Annotated in this window: 15 protein-coding genes; 2 read left to right on the top strand and 13 right to left on the bottom strand. The window is 50.4% G+C overall.

All coding sequences use genetic code 11. The annotated features are described in order from the left end of the window. Positions 1 to 406: 406 nt before the first annotated feature. The gene (gene gltX, locus I2D94_RS11205) at positions 407 to 1867 is read left to right on the top strand and encodes a glutamate--tRNA ligase (RefSeq protein ID WP_195396954.1); all 1461 of its coding nucleotides are present in this window, start codon (positions 407 to 409) and stop codon (positions 1865 to 1867) included. A gap of 68 nt (positions 1868 to 1935) precedes the next feature. Next, positions 1936 to 3222, top strand: a complete 1287-nt coding sequence (locus I2D94_RS11200; protein ID WP_195396953.1) for an adenylosuccinate synthase — start codon at positions 1936 to 1938, stop codon at positions 3220 to 3222. Between the two features lie 140 nt (positions 3223 to 3362). Here the strand turns inward: I2D94_RS11200 and I2D94_RS11195 are convergent, their stop codons facing one another. The 13 genes from I2D94_RS11195 to I2D94_RS11135 form a co-directional block, all read right to left on the bottom strand. Then, positions 3363 to 4241 (bottom strand): helix-turn-helix domain-containing protein, encoded by an 879-nt coding sequence (locus tag I2D94_RS11195; protein ID WP_195396952.1) that lies wholly within the window; start codon positions 4239 to 4241, stop codon positions 3363 to 3365. Between the two features lie 75 nt (positions 4242 to 4316). Beyond that, positions 4317 to 5000: a hypothetical protein gene (locus I2D94_RS11190; protein ID WP_195396951.1), complete on the bottom strand. Its 684-nt coding sequence runs from the start codon at positions 4998 to 5000 to the stop codon at positions 4317 to 4319. A 15-nt stretch (positions 5001 to 5015) separates the two neighbouring features. Continuing rightward, positions 5016 to 5252 (bottom strand): hypothetical protein, encoded by a 237-nt coding sequence (locus I2D94_RS11185; protein WP_195396950.1) that lies wholly within the window; start codon positions 5250 to 5252, stop codon positions 5016 to 5018. Positions 5253 to 5342: 90 nt separating this feature from the next. After that, positions 5343 to 5699, bottom strand: a complete 357-nt coding sequence (locus tag I2D94_RS11180; RefSeq protein ID WP_195396948.1) for a hypothetical protein — start codon at positions 5697 to 5699, stop codon at positions 5343 to 5345. A gap of 141 nt (positions 5700 to 5840) precedes the next feature. Next, on the bottom strand, positions 5841 to 6776 hold the full coding sequence (locus I2D94_RS11175) for a radical SAM protein (protein WP_370544615.1): 936 nt from the start codon (positions 6774 to 6776) through the stop codon (positions 5841 to 5843). Positions 6777 to 6831: 55 nt separating this feature from the next. Continuing rightward, the gene (locus I2D94_RS11170; protein ID WP_195396947.1) at positions 6832 to 7803 is read right to left on the bottom strand and encodes a YafY family protein; all 972 of its coding nucleotides are present in this window, start codon (positions 7801 to 7803) and stop codon (positions 6832 to 6834) included. A 107-nt stretch (positions 7804 to 7910) separates the two neighbouring features. Then, positions 7911 to 8783 (bottom strand): hypothetical protein, encoded by an 873-nt coding sequence (locus tag I2D94_RS11165; protein ID WP_195396946.1) that lies wholly within the window; start codon positions 8781 to 8783, stop codon positions 7911 to 7913. After that, positions 8783 to 10213, bottom strand: a complete 1431-nt coding sequence (locus tag I2D94_RS11160) for a glycosyltransferase (RefSeq protein WP_195396944.1) — start codon at positions 10211 to 10213, stop codon at positions 8783 to 8785. Before I2D94_RS11160 ends, I2D94_RS11165 begins: the two co-directional genes overlap by 1 nt. Continuing rightward, complete coding sequence (locus I2D94_RS11155) at positions 10210 to 11322, bottom strand: HEAT repeat domain-containing protein (protein ID WP_195396943.1); 1113 nt, start codon at positions 11320 to 11322, stop codon at positions 10210 to 10212. Before I2D94_RS11155 ends, I2D94_RS11160 begins: the two co-directional genes overlap by 4 nt. Positions 11323 to 11334: 12 nt before the next feature. Further along, entirely contained in the window at positions 11335 to 13470 is a 2136-nt protein-coding gene (locus I2D94_RS11150) for a hypothetical protein (RefSeq protein ID WP_195396942.1), read from the bottom strand. Between the two features lie 15 nt (positions 13471 to 13485). After that, on the bottom strand, positions 13486 to 14976 hold the full coding sequence (locus I2D94_RS11145) for a CotH kinase family protein (protein WP_195396941.1): 1491 nt from the start codon (positions 14974 to 14976) through the stop codon (positions 13486 to 13488). A gap of 14 nt (positions 14977 to 14990) precedes the next feature. Continuing rightward, entirely contained in the window at positions 14991 to 15668 is a 678-nt protein-coding gene (locus I2D94_RS11140) for a DUF4956 domain-containing protein (RefSeq protein ID WP_072684498.1), read from the bottom strand. 25 nt (positions 15669 to 15693) lie between these two features. Next, complete coding sequence (locus I2D94_RS11135) at positions 15694 to 16389, bottom strand: polyphosphate polymerase domain-containing protein (protein WP_083538522.1); 696 nt, start codon at positions 16387 to 16389, stop codon at positions 15694 to 15696. Positions 16390 to 16482 lie beyond the last annotated feature (93 nt).

The raw sequence follows: 16482 nt of genomic DNA, 5'->3' as shown, positions 1-16482 counted from the left end.
CATTTTATGTGCGTTCCGCTTTGTCGCTTCTTTTCTTATTTTGTTCGGATTCAGATTGAATGATCCCATTGAATGATCGCACGTGCTGTTCCTCATTTTATCTGACTAAGCCTCACTGGCAAAAATCCCTGCTTTACTTTTTGTACGGAAATTCCGGATCAAATCCAAACCGGGATGATGTTTATTCAGAACTGCTGCCAGCGGATTCTGCGTAAGGAATCCTGTTTGGAAATTGAAAAAAGGTTCATTTTTCAGTTTCGTTCCTCCCATAATCCCCGAAGCGTGTCCAACGCAGAAAATTCGACTGAAAAGTGTGCTAAAAAACGCCGTTTTCTGGAAAGATAAAATTGCACTTAGGGTTAACTTAAGGTACAATAAGAAAGGTTTTAGAAAAGGAAGCGTGAAAATGGAAAAAGTTAGAACTAGATTTGCACCCAGCCCAACCGGCTACATGCATATCGGAAATCTTCGCACAGCTCTTTACGAATATCTGGTCGCAAAAAAGGATGACGGAACCTTCATCCTGCGGATTGAAGACACCGACCAGGAACGTCTTGTCGAAGGTGCTGTCGATCTGATTTACACGACATTAAAGGAATGTGGCCTGGACCATGACGAAGGACCGGACGTCGGCGGCGATTATGGCTCGTATGTCCAGTCGGAACGCATGGCTTCCGGCATTTATAAAGAATATGCGGAAAAGCTGATTGAACTGGGCGGCGCGCATTACTGCTTCTGCAGCGAGGACGATATCCATCGTCAGAAGGAAGAAGCCGAAGCCAAAGGCGTCTCCTTCAAATACAATGATCCCTGCCACAATATGACGCTGGAAGAAGCGCGGCAGCGGATTGCCAATGGCGAGAAATACGTTGTCCGGCAGAACATCCCGCTGACCGGCACCACTTCGTTTGACGATGAAGTTTACGGTCACATCGAAGTTGAAAACAGCATTCTGGATGAAAGCATCCTGTTAAAATCCGACGGATTCCCAACGTACAACTTCGCCAACATCATCGACGATCACATGATGAACATCACCCACGTCGTGCGCGGCAATGAGTATCTGTCGTCGACGCCGAAGTACAATCTGGTCTACCAGGCGTTTGGCTGGAACATCCCGAAATACATCCACCTGCCGCCGGTCATGAAAGATGAGCATCACAAATTAAGCAAGCGCAACGGCGACGCGTCGTTTCAGGATCTGGTAGCCAAAGGCTATCTGCCGGCCGCGATCCTCAACTACATCGCACTGTTGGGCTGGTCGCCGGAAACGGAACAGGAAATCTACACCCTGGATGAATTGAAAAAAGCGTTCTCCGTCGAGCGCATCAGCAAATCGCCGGCGATTTTCGATATTGAAAAGCTGACGTGGATGAACGGCATGTACATCCGCAATCTGACGCTGGAGCAGTTCCATCAGCTGGCGCTGCCGCATCTGAAGAACGCCGTCAAGGGCGACTTTGACCTCGTAGAGATCAGCAAGATCCTGCAGCCGCGGGTGTCCACGCTCAACGAGATTGACGAAATGGTCGATTTCTTCGACGTTCTGCCGGAATATGACATTGCGATGTACACGCACAAAAAGATGAAGACCAATGCTGAAATTGCTCTGACTTCCCTGAAGCAGGCCCGCGAAGTGCTGGCAGCGCTGCCGCAGTGGAGCGAAGAAGCAATTCACGATTCCCTGATGAATCTGATTCAGGAATCGGGCATTAAGAATGGTCAGATGCTGTGGCCGGTTCGCACGGCCGTCAGCGGCAAGCAGTTCACCCCGGGCGGGGCGATTGAAATTGCTCACATTCTGGGCCAGGCGGAAACACTGCGCCGGATTGACACCGGCATTGCCAAACTGAGCGAACAGGCATAAGCCTTGTTTGTCTCTCCCCTGCCGCATCATAACCAAATCCCATAGTAAAGAAAGGTTGGAATACAATTATGGCTGGATATGTCGTCGTCGGATCCCAATGGGGTGATGAAGGAAAAGGAAAAATCGTTGACGTTTTGGGAGATAAAATGGACATGGTCGTCCGCTTCCAGGGCGGCAACAATGCCGGACACACCGTGGTCGTCGAAGGCGAGAAAACGGTTCTGCACTTACTGCCCTCGGGCGTTCTGCATCAGGACGCGCTGTGCGTCATCGGCCCGGGCGTTGTTGTCGATCCGTTTGTACTGCTGAAAGAAATCGACGAACTGGAGTCCCGCGGCGTAAACACGGAGCACGTGAAGATCAGCGGCCGCGCGCATCTGATCATGCCGTATCACGTCAAGCTGGACGAGCTGCAGGAAACGCGGCTGGCCGGCAACAAAATCGGCACGACCAAGCGCGGCATCGGTCCTTGCTACGCGGACAAATACACCCGCATCGGCTTACGTGCCTGCGATCTCGTTGATTTCGATAACTTCAAATCCAAGCTGGCTACGACCCTTTCGATCAAAAACGAACAGATCGTCAAGCTGTACGAGGAAGAACCGTTTGATTACGACGCGCTGGTTGAACAGTTCCGGGAAGTTCGGGAACGCCTGCTTCCGCGGATCATCGACGCGGTCACCACGGTCAACGACGCTTTGGATCAGAACCAGAATGTTCTGTTTGAAGGCGCTCAGGCGAACATGCTCGATATCAACTACGGTACCTACCCGTACGTCACCTCCTCCAGCCCGACAGCCGCGGGTGTTTGTGAAGGCGCCGGTGTCAGCCCGTTCAAGCTGGATCATGTCATCGGTGTTGTCAAAGCGTACTCGACCCGCGTCGGCGAAGGCCCGTTTGTCACCGAGCTGCTCGATGAAGTCGGCGAAGAACTGCGTCAGGCCGGCAACGAATACGGCGCAACAACGGGGCGTCCGCGCCGCTGCGGCTGGCTCGATCTGTGCGTCGTCAAACAGGCGGCCCGGATCAATGGATTAACCGATCTCGTCATTACAAAAATTGACGTGCTGTCCCAATTTAAAACGTTACCAGTCTGTGTCGGCTATGAGCTGGATGGCAAGGTTACCACTTCCATTCCGGCATCGCTGGAAGAATACGCAAAAGCCAAACCGGTCTACCGCATGATGGAAGGCTGGGAAGAAGATATCACCGGCATCCGCCAGTTTGAAGAACTGCCGGAGAACTGCCGCAAGTATCTCGCCCTGATCGAAGAAATCACCGGCACCCGGATCTCGCTGGTTTCCGTCGGGCCGGATCGTGAAAATAACATCATTATCCACGATCTGACAAAATAACAAAATTCGATACAAATAAGCTCAGTCCGCATCAAGCAGGCTGAGCCTTTTTTATTCTGTTTCCGACCTTCGCTTATTCCCGATGCCGTTTGTTTTTGTTGACCGTCCTTTCCTTACTCCTGTTGAGAAACTATTGGCGGTTAAAGAATTGGAATTCCTATCTGGATATCGCTTAGTCCTTGATCGTTGGTAGATTCGCCATATCGGACAAGATCATACCGCGCATTTTCATTCAGCTGACATGAAGCTGAGGGAAACCATTGATTATAGATCAGCTCGATTACCGGCTCCAGAGAATCCTTGCATCGGCCTTGATATTCAAATACCACGTAGCGGCTGGCCGGCAGCGTTAGCCGCTGCATGCCCTTGGGAACGGACTGAGCTTGATCAGCCAGAAGTTCCACCTGTGCTCCGACCCAACAGGTAAACATCGGCCCCTTTTGGGAATTTGAGAACTCCGTATAATCATGAACGCCGATCAGGAAATTCGAATCGCAGCGTCCGGGGATTGAAGATTTATTTTGATGCAGTTTCCGCCAGGACCGTCCGATCACCCCAAATCCATGCCGGAGTTCGGCACAGTAACCGACAAGCGCTATCGCGCCTTCATCCTGAATTTGAATTTTGACATTGCGCAGCGCATCCGGTTGACTATTCTGCAATTCCAATCGGGACTGCAGCGGCAGGTACAGCTTTCTGCGCCGATACGTTTTTGGACTGCAGTGATAAACCGCCTGAAACTGGCGGGAAAATGAACGCTGCGTCTGATAACCCGAATCCAATGCGATCCTCAGGATCGGATCAGCAGTAAACACAAGCCGCCGTGCCGCTTCACTCATCCGCCGGCGCTGGATATAACGATGTACCGGCACGCCGGTCAATGCGGTAAACAGCCGGTGCCAGTGATATTTGAAATAGCCGACGGCAGCGGTCACCGCGTTGAGATCCAGGGTTTCATCCTGCAGATGCGCCTCAATGTAATCGACAGCACGGCTAATTTGTTCTCGATTGTCATTCATGCTTTCGCCTCCTGGTTCAAGCATACCCGAATCTGATTTCAGTTTTATCACCATTCTTGCGGCATTGGGAAATTGTCACGATTTTCCTGAATCCACCTCGAAGCTCTGTACTTTATCCCCCTGGCTTTCTTCTCCCTCCTCTTCACGGTTTAAGCGTTCGGAAGACATCGGAATATAACGCTTGAGGAAAGCCTCCAGAATCAGCGCCACGATCAGCAGCAGACCCCAGTCGAGCAGCGGCAGCGAAGGAAATTCAAACTTCAGATTGATTGACGAGAAGGCCAGCGCGTCAATTTCCGTGATCGGAAAGAACTGGATCGCCGCCGCCTGAATCAACGGTTCGATCAGCCGCACAGCGCAGAAACCGGCCAACATCCGATTCCCCCGACAGCATTGTTTAACGAGGTCCGGCGATCGATCTCCGCGGACTGCCAACCCCAGCAGTTGTCGGTAACAAAAACCGAAACCCAATAACAAAGCCATTTCCAAACCACCTATCAAGCCGATCACAACCAAATTTACAACGAACAGCCGGGAATGGCTTAACCCAAACTGCTGCATCGTAAACAACAGGCCGGCGATCATAACGACGTTAACGGCGATCACCGCAGCCATTCCCCAGCTCAATAACCGCGCTAAGAGCAGCATTCGTCCGCGGCTATCTTTACGATAATAAATCACAGCCAGCACAATCACCAGGCCTGCCAATAAAACCTGCATCCCCAAACCAGCCCGAAACCAGACCATAGCCTTTTGCATCCTTGATTTCCTCCTTTATTCATCCCACAAATCCAGCCGCAGCAGATAAGCATAATTTTCAAATGACCGCGGCGTCAGCTCTGCAAACCCCAGCTTCAGCTGGACCGCAGGTTTTTCCAGAATCATCCGGATCAGGAAATGATACGCATCATCCGCCGGAGCCTCCATTTCCACAATGTAATAACCAAATAGGGTCTTCCGGCTCCAATATTGCGCCAAAGGCAGCTGCACGCGCTGGCAGTTGCTCCACATACTCGTCGTATCCAGCTGAGAATTGCCTGGATAAGTGGTATTCAGAGGATCCAGCGAATAGGCTGCGGCGTTTTTAGTCTGATAAAAATGCTACTGTTCCACCAGCTGCATCGCGTAAGTTGGAGAAGGCTTCTTTTTTGCGCTGTCCTCATCAAACAGATACAACCTCCGGCTGACAGCAGCTACCGCGTCCTGCTGAACATAGTTAACGAAAAGCGTCAGTTTCCCCTGCGGATTTTTAAACAGCCGGGCAATCGCGAAATGATCTTTTGTGCGATCTGAACCGCTGGTCAGATAGTGGAGCTGATGTTCTTTGACGTATTGATTTTGTTCTTCCGTCAAATTCATCGGATTAACTGAAACTGTTTCTCCTTTTGTACAGCTTTGACTGACGCTGCATGTCAGCAGCACGCCCAGAATGATCAGTGCTGCAAATCCGCGTTTCATCGTTTCATCCCCTTTTTTAATTATTTCCCCTGCGCTGCCAGAAAAGCCCCAGCGCTATGCTTATTTCTATTATAAAAGAAGCGGGGTTGAAAAACCAACACCGCGTCAAGAATGTCATGAATTTGTAAGAGATGAGGATTGTCAGAATAATGAAATCTGCTGCGGCCCACGGCTGAAGCGATAAGCCTCAATGATCGCTTTCATCTGGGTTAAAAGTCCCAGCTGCCGGCATTCCGTTTCGATCATCGCCTTCAGCTCAACCGGTTTGCGGCAGGCACAGCTGTACCGGTTGCCGTAACGGCGAATATACTTTTCTTTTAATCCCGGAAACTGTTCGTCCAGGCATTGATAGTAATACTCCCGCTGGCGGTCCCGCATCGTCATGCCATAGCTGCAGTAAACAAACTGTGCCCCAGCTTCCTTCGCGCGGATCAAAATCTGACGGATGTTTTCCCGATCGTCCGTGATTCCCGGCAAAACCGGCATTAACAGAACACCGGTAAACAACCCCGCCTTCGACAGCTTTGCCATCGCTTCAAATCGCCGGGTACTCGACGGAGCATGAGGTTCAATTTTTCTTGCCAGCGCATCGTCCGCCGCCGTGATCGTAAACTTGCACAACACTGGCGAATGCTGATGAATCCGGCATAACAGGTCGATATCTCTTACCGCCAGAATTCCCTTGGTCGCAAACCCGACGCCGAAACCATACCGATCCAGTAAGGCTAACGATCCGCGCGTCACTTCCAGCTGTTTTTCAAAGGGATTGTATGGATCGGTCATCGCGCCGTTCATGACGACGCCGGTGTGTCGTTTGCTTTTTAATTCTTTTTCCAGCAGCGTCAGCACGTCTTTTTTCACCATCACCGTGTCAAACTGGTCATTGCCATAGCATTCGCTGCGCGAATCACAGTAAATGCAGCCATGGCAACAGCCACGATATAAATTCATATTGTAATCTCCGCCAAACCACCATTGGGCGTTTTTCATCGGGGTTAACAGCGTCCTGGCGCTGATTTCAGGTACAATGCTCATCGACTGCTCCCTGCTTTCTGCTTGTTTATCTTGCTTTTCCACCCTTTTGCCTCCATCCTTTATCCATCAAATTACCACAATGACGGGTTTGGATTTTTTATTGATCCGCTGTTATTTTACCAGGGATTACCTGACAACAGGATGTCAGGTTCTGCGTATTTGTTTCTTTGTTATTGTATAGCTCAGCCAAAACATTGATCCGCTGCCGCATTTTCTCCCGCAGGTCGGCAGGCGCCAGCACCTCAGTGCAATCGGCCATCGACAACAGATAACTCAGCAGCCATTCACCATCGGGGCAGGTAAACTGGACCGTCGTCATTTCCGGCGTCTGCTTCAATTCTATCTGCTGAAAATCATCCATCAGCCGTGCGATCCCCTGCGGCTGGACCTTCATCGTAATCGTCACGCATCTCTCGCTGACCGGCAGCGGCATCAGGATCTTTTCCGGCAGCGGGCGCGGCTCAAAGCTCTCGTCCAGTTCCGTCACTTCGCGCATCCGCACGATTTTAAAAAAGCGTTCTTCTTCCCGCAGCGCGCACCAGCCATAACAATACCACGCCTGCGCTTTAAACACCAGCCGCAGCGGTTCAACGATACGATGCGTCGCTTCCCGGTTCAGTCCGTAATAATCAAATTGGATACGTTTGCGGTTTAAAATCGCATGGCGCAGAAGACTGAATAAATCCGGCTGCTCAGCCGTCTTGGACCACAGTGAAAAATCCGCTTCGATCCAGGCCTGCCGCGGTTGTCCCAGCAAGGCAGATACCTTTTGCAAGACCTGTGTTTCTTCCTGTACGCCAGTGGAACGCAAACCTTCCAGCAACGCCGTCAGCTCCTGCTTTTCCGCTTCTGAGAAAACGGTCTTATTCAAGACAAACGTATCCCACAGTTCGATCCCGCCGTCCTTTCCCCTGCGGGCATAAATCGGAATTCCCGCACGGGAGAGAAAATCAAGATCCCGATAGATCGTCCGTACGGACACCTCGAAACGGTCCGCCAGTTCCTGAGCCGTGATTTTCCTGCGTTCTAAAAGCAGGTAAACAATTTCAAAGCATCGGTTCATCTGCATTATCGAATCCTCGCTTTCCTGCAAATCTGAAGTCTCTGTTCTGATTATAACAGAACCAGACTTGCGCGCAAACAGAAAAACAATGCCGTCTGGGCATTGTGATTGAATTACTGACGTTGTAAAAAAGCCTGAACTTCTTCAAGGTAATGATAGCCTGGATAAATCTTTCCCTGAGGAAATTGTTCCTGCAGTCCGGCCCAGGCTTGACGAAGCTCATCCAGCGACGCATCATGATAGGTGTTGTTGGATTCCAGACCATGCTTGCCCGGAGCGATAAATTCATAAATGGCAATCAACGTTTTGTGGCTGTGTTGGGCATATTCCACTTCCCTGACCAGCTGGCCGGCTTCGTCATGGCGGTTGTAATTCATGATTGCCGCCTGGTCGCAGGCCTCACTGATCAACTGTTCAAGCGCTTCGGCATAGTCTTGATCATACCAATATGGCAGGCAGATCACAACCTCCAGATTCAGCGCCTTCGCCTGCTTGTAATAAATCACCATCTGATCGGCATAGTCCTGCAATAAAGTCAGCCGGTCTTCCGTGTCCCATTGCGGCAGAAGATAGGGCTCAATATCCAGCACCACGCCGCGCAGCCGCTGAGATGCGGAACTTGTTTCATTGTAATCAGCGACTAAGATAAGCCGTGACAACACCTCCTCTGCCTGTTCGTGCAGTGCCCATGTGGCATCCCCCATCAATGCGTAACAGTCGATCCCCTGGGTGTGCAGCTGGCTGACAAAGCGCTGGACTTCGGTTTTCTCACGCAGCATTTCCAACGGAAATTCCTGAAACAGCTGAGTCAGCGGAAGCTGCTCGTTAACCGTCAGCACCGCCTCGATTCCTTCTGCACTCACAGCCGTGCGGTTCCATGAAAATAAGCTGCCGGCCTTGGGGCGAGTATGCGATGATTGCAGTCCCAAGGCCGCCAGAGTAAGCGCCAGTCCTGCAACTAACAATATTCCTGTTTTCCGTTTCATTATTTTTCGCTGCCTTCCTTGACGGTGACGGCCGGATTATTCGCAGTCCGGGTAATTGCTTCCCAATGATTCTTTCGCTTGCGGTAGCTGAATAAGGCCAGCATCCGCACAGTTGACAAATACAGGCGTAAGAAAATGATTTCAAACAAGCATAAGCCGATCGCTTTGATCACGTCCAAAAGCGAAATTGTTAAATTTTGCGTATGAATCCGACTGAAAAATGCCACCAGCGTCAAGACGCCGCTGAAGCAGGCGTAGACGAGATAAAAATAAACGACAAAGGGATAATTGATCAGATTGGTGACCCATGCCAAAGCGATCGTCAACAAACCGAACAGCTCGATATAAGGTGAAAACAATTCGTAAAGCAGATAGTAGAAATAGGAAATCAAGCTGACAAAACCATATTTGACATTCAGGAACAGCCGGCGATATTTTGTCAGGCTCTGGAACAAACCAATATGCCAGCGGCGGCGCTGCTTCGTCAGATCGAGCAGGGTCGAAGGCGCCTGGCTCCAGCAGATCGCATCCGGCGCATAGCGAATTGCGTAGGGAATATCATGTGCCCGGCAGAACACATGCAGCTTGGTCACCAATTCCATATCCTCCCCCATCGTATTCCGGTCATAGCCGCCGACCGTGATGACCAGATCTTTCTTAAATAAACCAAACGCACCGGAGATGATCAAATTTCCGTTGTATTGATCCATCAGGATCCGGGAAGCCAGAAATGACCGGTCATACTCCAGAATTTGCATGCATATCAGCGGATTGGACGGCAGGTGATAATGTTTTACCTTGCCATTTTCCAGCGTTACGCCGTTGGAAATACGCACCAGTCCGCCGACGGCGATCGCCTCGTCGCTTTCCAGCAACGGCCGCACCGCATATTCCAGGGAATCTCGCTGAAGCATCGAATCGGCGTCCATACAGACAAAATACGGGAAACGGGAGGCGTTGATGCCCATGTTCAGCGCATCAGCCTTGCCGCCGTTTTCCTTGACGATCAGAGTCACGCGAATGCCGTGGATTTCCCGTTCGTAGATTGCTTTCTGTTTCTTGCAAGGCACCTGACGACGGATTGGGCGTTGGGTTTCGATTAAATTAAAGGCTTCAATCAGCCGCTGGCTTGTCTGGTCGGTCGACCCGTCGTCAACGACTAAAACTTCATATAACTTATAATCCAGCTGCAGCAGGGAACACACCGTATCGACGACTGTGACTTCCTCGTTGTGCGCCGGAACGATTACGGATACCGGCACATAGTAATCGTGCTTCAGCTCGTTTTTCATTTTTTCTAGATAGCGGTTGCGGTAAAGCACGCTGGCGCCAACGACTACGGAGATAAACAGGAAGGTGCTGTAGCCGATCAGATAGAACACGAAGAAGAATTCGACGTTCGCAAGAAAATCTTTAATCAGATCCATCATCCGGCAGTGCCCTCCCTTCCTTCATTTTCTTTCAGCTTGTATTCGAGAATCTCACGCGCATACCGATCCGGGCCCGTCAGGATATCCTGCATCTGCGCTAACGGCACATGCAGATTCAGCAGGGCCTGAGCGCTGTTATACCGGACATGCCAGAAACGTGAATGCAGCCCCTGCTTTAAACATTCGATCGTCTGTGAGCCGGGATAGCTGTCCAGCGCCGAGGCGGCCAGAGCTGCGTATTCCCAACTCCGGCTTTCATCCTGCAGCAATTCCAGGAGCAGCGGATACGCCTGGGGATCCGGCCAGCGGCGCAGATAACGCAGCACGGCGAAATGAATTTCCGGATCCTGACGCGGATCGTTCAGCCGGGCGAACAAGAGCTCGGCAAATTGCGGACCGACCATTCGAAAATAATTGATCAGCGCGCATTGATAGACCGGCGTCAGCTCATCCATGCGCTGCCAAAGCTGCTGAGCAAGCGCGTTCTGGTCACCTGGAAACCGCAGCAGATCATCGCTGATCAACTTCTGGCTGTGCTGGATTTCATTGCGCGAAAGCAAAAGTACAGCCTGCGTTACCGATTGCGGATTGCCCGAAGCCACCAATGCCTGAAAGGCATTCTCCCGGCAATACACTGAATTGTGCAGCAGAATTTGTAAAACCAGCCGCGTCAGCTCGTCTTCAAAGCCGGCGTTAAGCAAACGAAACTGTCCGATCACATATACCACATAAGCTTGCGTTACCAGGTCTTTGCGGGTTAACTGAAACGCGACTTGGACAAAACAATCGCGATATTGTTTTAAATACGCGTAAAGTGCCTCCGGCTGATGGACTTGCAGCTCGGCGGCTGCTTGTTGATAGGCGATCAGCTCGACCAGATAACGCAGCTTCCGGTTCAACAGCCGGCGATGCTGTTCCTTTTTGTCCCGGGAACAATCCTGACAGGCCAGCTGTTGTTCAATGCGTGTCAGCCATTGCCGGCGGCGCTTTTCAATGAATCGCTCCCGCACATGATTCTTGCCGATCGCGAATAAATTGAAGAGCAATATGCTGAAGCAGATGACCATATAAACAAAGACCAGCGCTTCTGCCCGAATATGAATTCTCATGGTATCCGCTCCTTACTTCGGCGCCCAGACCTGCTGCATCCGCCAGTATGCTTCTTTTAATCGTTCGTGACAGGTCACCTTGCGGCCCCATCCTTTTAACGGGATTCTGCCCATTGCAACTTCTCCCTGATATTTTGTCGTCGCACCGATCTGGATTGAGGAAATCGTCAGATTTTCGACGCCGTATTTTTCGTAGTAATCATCGTGAATCTGCATTTCGCTCGGATTGGAAAAATTCAACAGCTCCCACGGAAGCCGCAGTTCCACCGCGTGTTCCGCAAAGCAATAATCTGTCAGGGAATTAAAATCCGCAGCTTCCGGATTGCCGTTGCCGCGCTTCAAAATTCCCGTTGGATCGGTTGCCGGCATTTCCCGGACCTTGCTTAAGCCAAGTTGATAGCGGGATACATCCTGCAGAATAAGTTGGATCGGCTTAAAAACCGGACTGTCCTTAGCCGGCGGGTCCAGAAACGGATCTTCCCCATAAACCAGGGATCCAGAAACAGCGTTGAGGACTTCATAGCGTTCCTGAACCTGAATCTCGGCCTGATCTCCCCGGATCATCAGATAAAAATCAACCGGCTGATCAAAGTTCAGCGCTGTGCCAAGCACAGTGGAACTGCCGGATTTCGGCGTAATATCCAATCCCAGCGATAACCGGTCTGCGACGGGGTTATAATTTTCACCTTCGATCATCAGATACAAATACTTTTCATCATATTGCGCGTACAGCCGCAGCGCATCTGCTTCCAAAACAGGCTCCATGTCCTGCCATTCTTCCAGATCGCCATCCGGATAACTGACGCTGCGCTCCTTCCCCGGATCAAACGCCAACAGGCCGAAAAACTGTTCGTTCGTCTGAACATCGCTCCAGAATGGCGTTTTTGTCAGATCGACATGCGCCATGGTGTTCCAGGTCCGCTTGAACCATTCATCCTGCCAGCTGAATACAATCGAGCCGGCACAGCCGGAAGCCATGATATCTTCATAGCATGAAACCAGAGCTTCCGCCTGTTCTGTTTCATTCAGTCCGCCCTGACTGCGGCCCCGGCTTTCTTTTTTTGCCTGCCCCCGCGAGCTGGGAACGCCGAACTCGGCAATGACCACCGGCATCGTATGATAGTCCGCCAGCTGTTTTAAATAAGCATAATAAGAATTTTGTTCACCCCTTTGGTCCGTGATATCCATGGCGTCGCCGATTTCATAGCGGTTCATCACGCCCAGGTAATCCGGAAAGTAGGGATAGACATGATAGGAAGCGAATTGTCCGGCCTGAAAGGCAGGCTGGACCGCAATGTGTTCGACGTTGACCGAAGCAAATTTCTCAAACATTTTCTTCATCAGATCCGGATAGTCAAAGGGATCGGTCGTCGGCCAGTTGGAAAACGCGATCATCTTCTGACAATGGAAGCGCTGATCCTCATAGCGGGCCAGCGTATCGCCGACTTGCGCCAGCATTGCTTCAAACGCGTTTGCTTCAGGCGTTGTGCTGAAATATTCTCCATGATAAGCCATATCCGGATACCGCTGGTTTGTAAACGCCACGGTTGTAGGCTCCCATTCCACCCCGAGGATATAGCCGATCACCCAGGGCGAAACATCATGATGATAAGAACCGGAACCCGTGCCATATCCCAGAGAGAACATCTGCCTGCCATGCAGGATATTGATCAAAGTTCGGGCATCTTCTAAAAAGGTTCCTAAAAAAGCCTGATCATAAGCATCCCGGTGAGAAAATTGCACATAATCATTGACCCACAGTCCGTGAATCAGATATAACGGTTCTTCCCGCCCCTGATTGTATTCATAGAACGCGTTGTAGAAATCGGAATTCAGGATTGTATAAACCCGGATCGTATTGGCGCCCATCTGCTGAATTAAATCAAACCAGCGCAGATAGGTTTCCTTATCCACCTTGTAATCCGTTGCAAAATAACCGGGAATTCCCGCACCCAGGTCAACGCCGCGAATCTCAAATGGCTCATATCCTTCCGATTCCCGGATTAAAATCTGCCGCCCCGCCGTCTTCGCTATAATCTCAGCCGGCCGCTCTGAGGTTTGCCAGTTCAACCCGTAACGGTAATCGAACCATTGGAAAGCCAGAAACAGACAAAGCAGGACGCTGACGGTAATAATAAACTTTTTCATCGGACAGCCTCCTTTTTAATGGTTGTATTTTTTATTGACGGATTCATGCGCATAATGACGCAGACTGTCGATATGTTCGTCCAGCCATGTTCCTCTTGCGATTAAATAAGCTTTCATATGCGCGACAGCTTCTTCATAGTTATGTGGATTCCGTGACAACGGACGCAGATAATTGCGGTCGATCTCATTCAGAATCGCGCCTGCCTGATCGCCGGTCTGCCAATTTTGATCCGCTTCCAACTGATGCGGACGGTCAAACGTATAACCCCAGACTTCAAAATTTCGATCAATCGCCGGGCCCAGATATTGCTGCGTTTCGTCGATGAACGTCAATAACGATTCTTCACTTAACACCGACTGCCGCAGCAGTTTATACCGCTGAATCACACGCTCAATAAAATCCTCATCCTTGCACAGCATAAAAAACCAGGTCTTATCCGGCATGGAAAAACCGTCGACAGGCAATTCGATATCCTGATAATTATCCAGCATGTTGTTGAAATCCCAGACGCAGATTCCTACCTTGCCGCCCAGACTGCGATACAAATACGTCGAATAACTGCCGGCGTCGATATTGCGGAAAAATTCGTTGATGATGAAATAATCGACAAATGAATCTACGTCCAATAATTGCCGATAGCCAAATTCCCGGGAATCGTAATCAAACGAATACAACGCTTTTTCGACTTCCCCGAGATCCCGCTCAATATAAGCTCTCAACGGTTCTGTCAGTTTTCCGATACCGGGATATTTCACGTCCATCGCCTGGCTGATGTCCAGAATATAGGTATAATCAGTAAACACGTCAAGCTGCTTCGGATCCGCATTTTCACGGTCCAGCCGCACGATATACCCGGTTTTCTGCAATTTTTCATTGATTTCTGTCACATTAATCCGATCTTTCGAGCGGCTGATTTGTTCCATCAAGAGATAGACGCCCTGATACTCATCGTCAACGAACAACTCGCAATAACGGACGTTAGGCGCATAGTCCATAATCTGTCCGGCAATGTTCATCGCAATATAATTGCGCATCAGCGTCTTGTCCAGAAACGGACCGTTCAGCACCCATTCCTGGTCCGCCGCCATGCCTAAGAGCGAACGTTTCTTCTTTTTGCTATCGTCGTTCATGGTGACGATGGAATAAGACTTTTTATCAAAATGCAAACTGGAATTGCCGCGGTAACGAATCGCTGCCAGGGTTGACAACGTCGGCTCGTCGCTCAGCCGGTTACCGTCGCTTCCATCCCAGACTGTCAGTTCCGCCAGATTCCGTTCATGACTGTGATCTTCCCCTGGAACCGCCTGCGCCCGCGTGCTTAACTTCAGTATTGGCAAATGCGTACAAAACTCCGTGGATGCGGTTCCTTCGCACACCTGGGAGGAAGCCGCAGACTGGCGGTGCTGTATAATTCGGACCTTATTTTCCGGCGTCAGCGTCTGCACCGTTAAGGCAACCGCGACGATCAGAAAACACAATCCCAGCAGGAATAATTTCCGCTTCATCGCTGAGGCCTCGGCTAACTGCTGATATCGTCATCCTGAGCGACGACATTCACATATTCAATGTGTTCAACCTGATACAGAGCGTCAGTCACACTGATCTCTTTTTTCAACGATTGCCGGTAACTGCTGCGCGGCAGTTCATAGATCAATTCCAGCGTATCCGGTGTTGTGTTTTTAACCCGCAGAATTGCTTTCTGATTAAAGTAGTTAAAAACCACGCCTTCGATCTGCCGTTCTGTTGAACGCGCACCGCGGATGATCAAAAGCATCCGGTTGTCATTTTTAATCCGGCCCAGCGCTAAAAGCACGATGAAAACAATCGCGCTGCCGATCGCACTGGTTACATAATCGCCCACGCCGCAGCCCAATCCTGCGACAATCGTCCAGAAAATGTAGACCGTATCGCGGCTGTCCTTGATCGCAGTTCTGAAGCGCACGATTGACAATGCACCGACCATCCCTAACGACAACGCGATGTTGTTGCCAATGATCGCCATGACGGTCGCCGTCAGGATTGTCAGCGTTACTAACGAAACGTTGAATTTTTTACTGTAAATCGTTCCTGTGTGCGACAGCCAGTAGGACAAATAGATCACCAGGCCGATCAGCGCGCTCATCGCAATATGTAGAAACAACGCAAACAGACTGATCTGATCCACCTGTGAAATCAGGTCGTACAAAAACTGATTCATAAACTCTCCCCTTTTCTTTTGTTGACTAAAAAACGACGGAATGGCTGATTCGCCGGGCCAGCGCATACTTGCTGACGGCCAGTTCGCTGCGATCGCAGACCTGGATCACCCGTTGAATATAGGAGGGAAGAAAGTGATTAAATTTCACCTCCAGCACCGCCTGCGCCATCGGAAAAACCGGAACCAGGCTCAGCTTTGGATCAAACAGATGGAAACATCCTTCCGTCGCCCGAATCTGATGGTCAAAAGTAATCCGGATATTGTTCTCCGAACCAATCAACGCCAGCCGCTGATATTCAACGATCGTCTTCGGCCGATAAAGCTGAACCCGGATCATTCCATAGCACTCCGCGGCAAAAGGATCGGAACATGCCAACAACGCTTCCGGATACCCCTGGATCAAAGCTTCGGCCTGGCTTCGCGTCAGCTTCATCGAGCGTTTGCGTTGGTAAGCGCCTTCCTTCTGCTTGATTTCCAGCAATGCAAAATCTCCTTGAGGATCGTAAACACGTAAGCGCAGCTTCCGCCGCCGTTCCACGCCATCCTCTTTTTCCTGAAAATCACGGTCGTTAAGCGTGTCAAAATACAGCGAACGCACCCGGTAGCCTTCTGTCCCGTTATGCGGATCGGGTTTGATCATCGCGCTGAACTGATGCTGCAGTTGGATCCGCTGACTCTGCGTGATCAGATATTTTTTCTCCTGCCGGATAACTTCTGCCATTGATTCGCCCCTCCTGTCATCCTTATATTTAAAACAGCCAAGGTTTATTATAGTCATTTACGCGTTCAATTTCTACTCTCTTTTCTTAATCTT

Origin of the sequence: Holdemania sp. 1001302B_160321_E10 (assembly GCF_015552275.1) — a bacterium.
GTDB lineage: Bacteria > Bacillota_I > Bacilli_A > Erysipelotrichales > Erysipelotrichaceae > Holdemania.
This window is presented reverse-complemented; position numbering and strand designations above follow the sequence as displayed.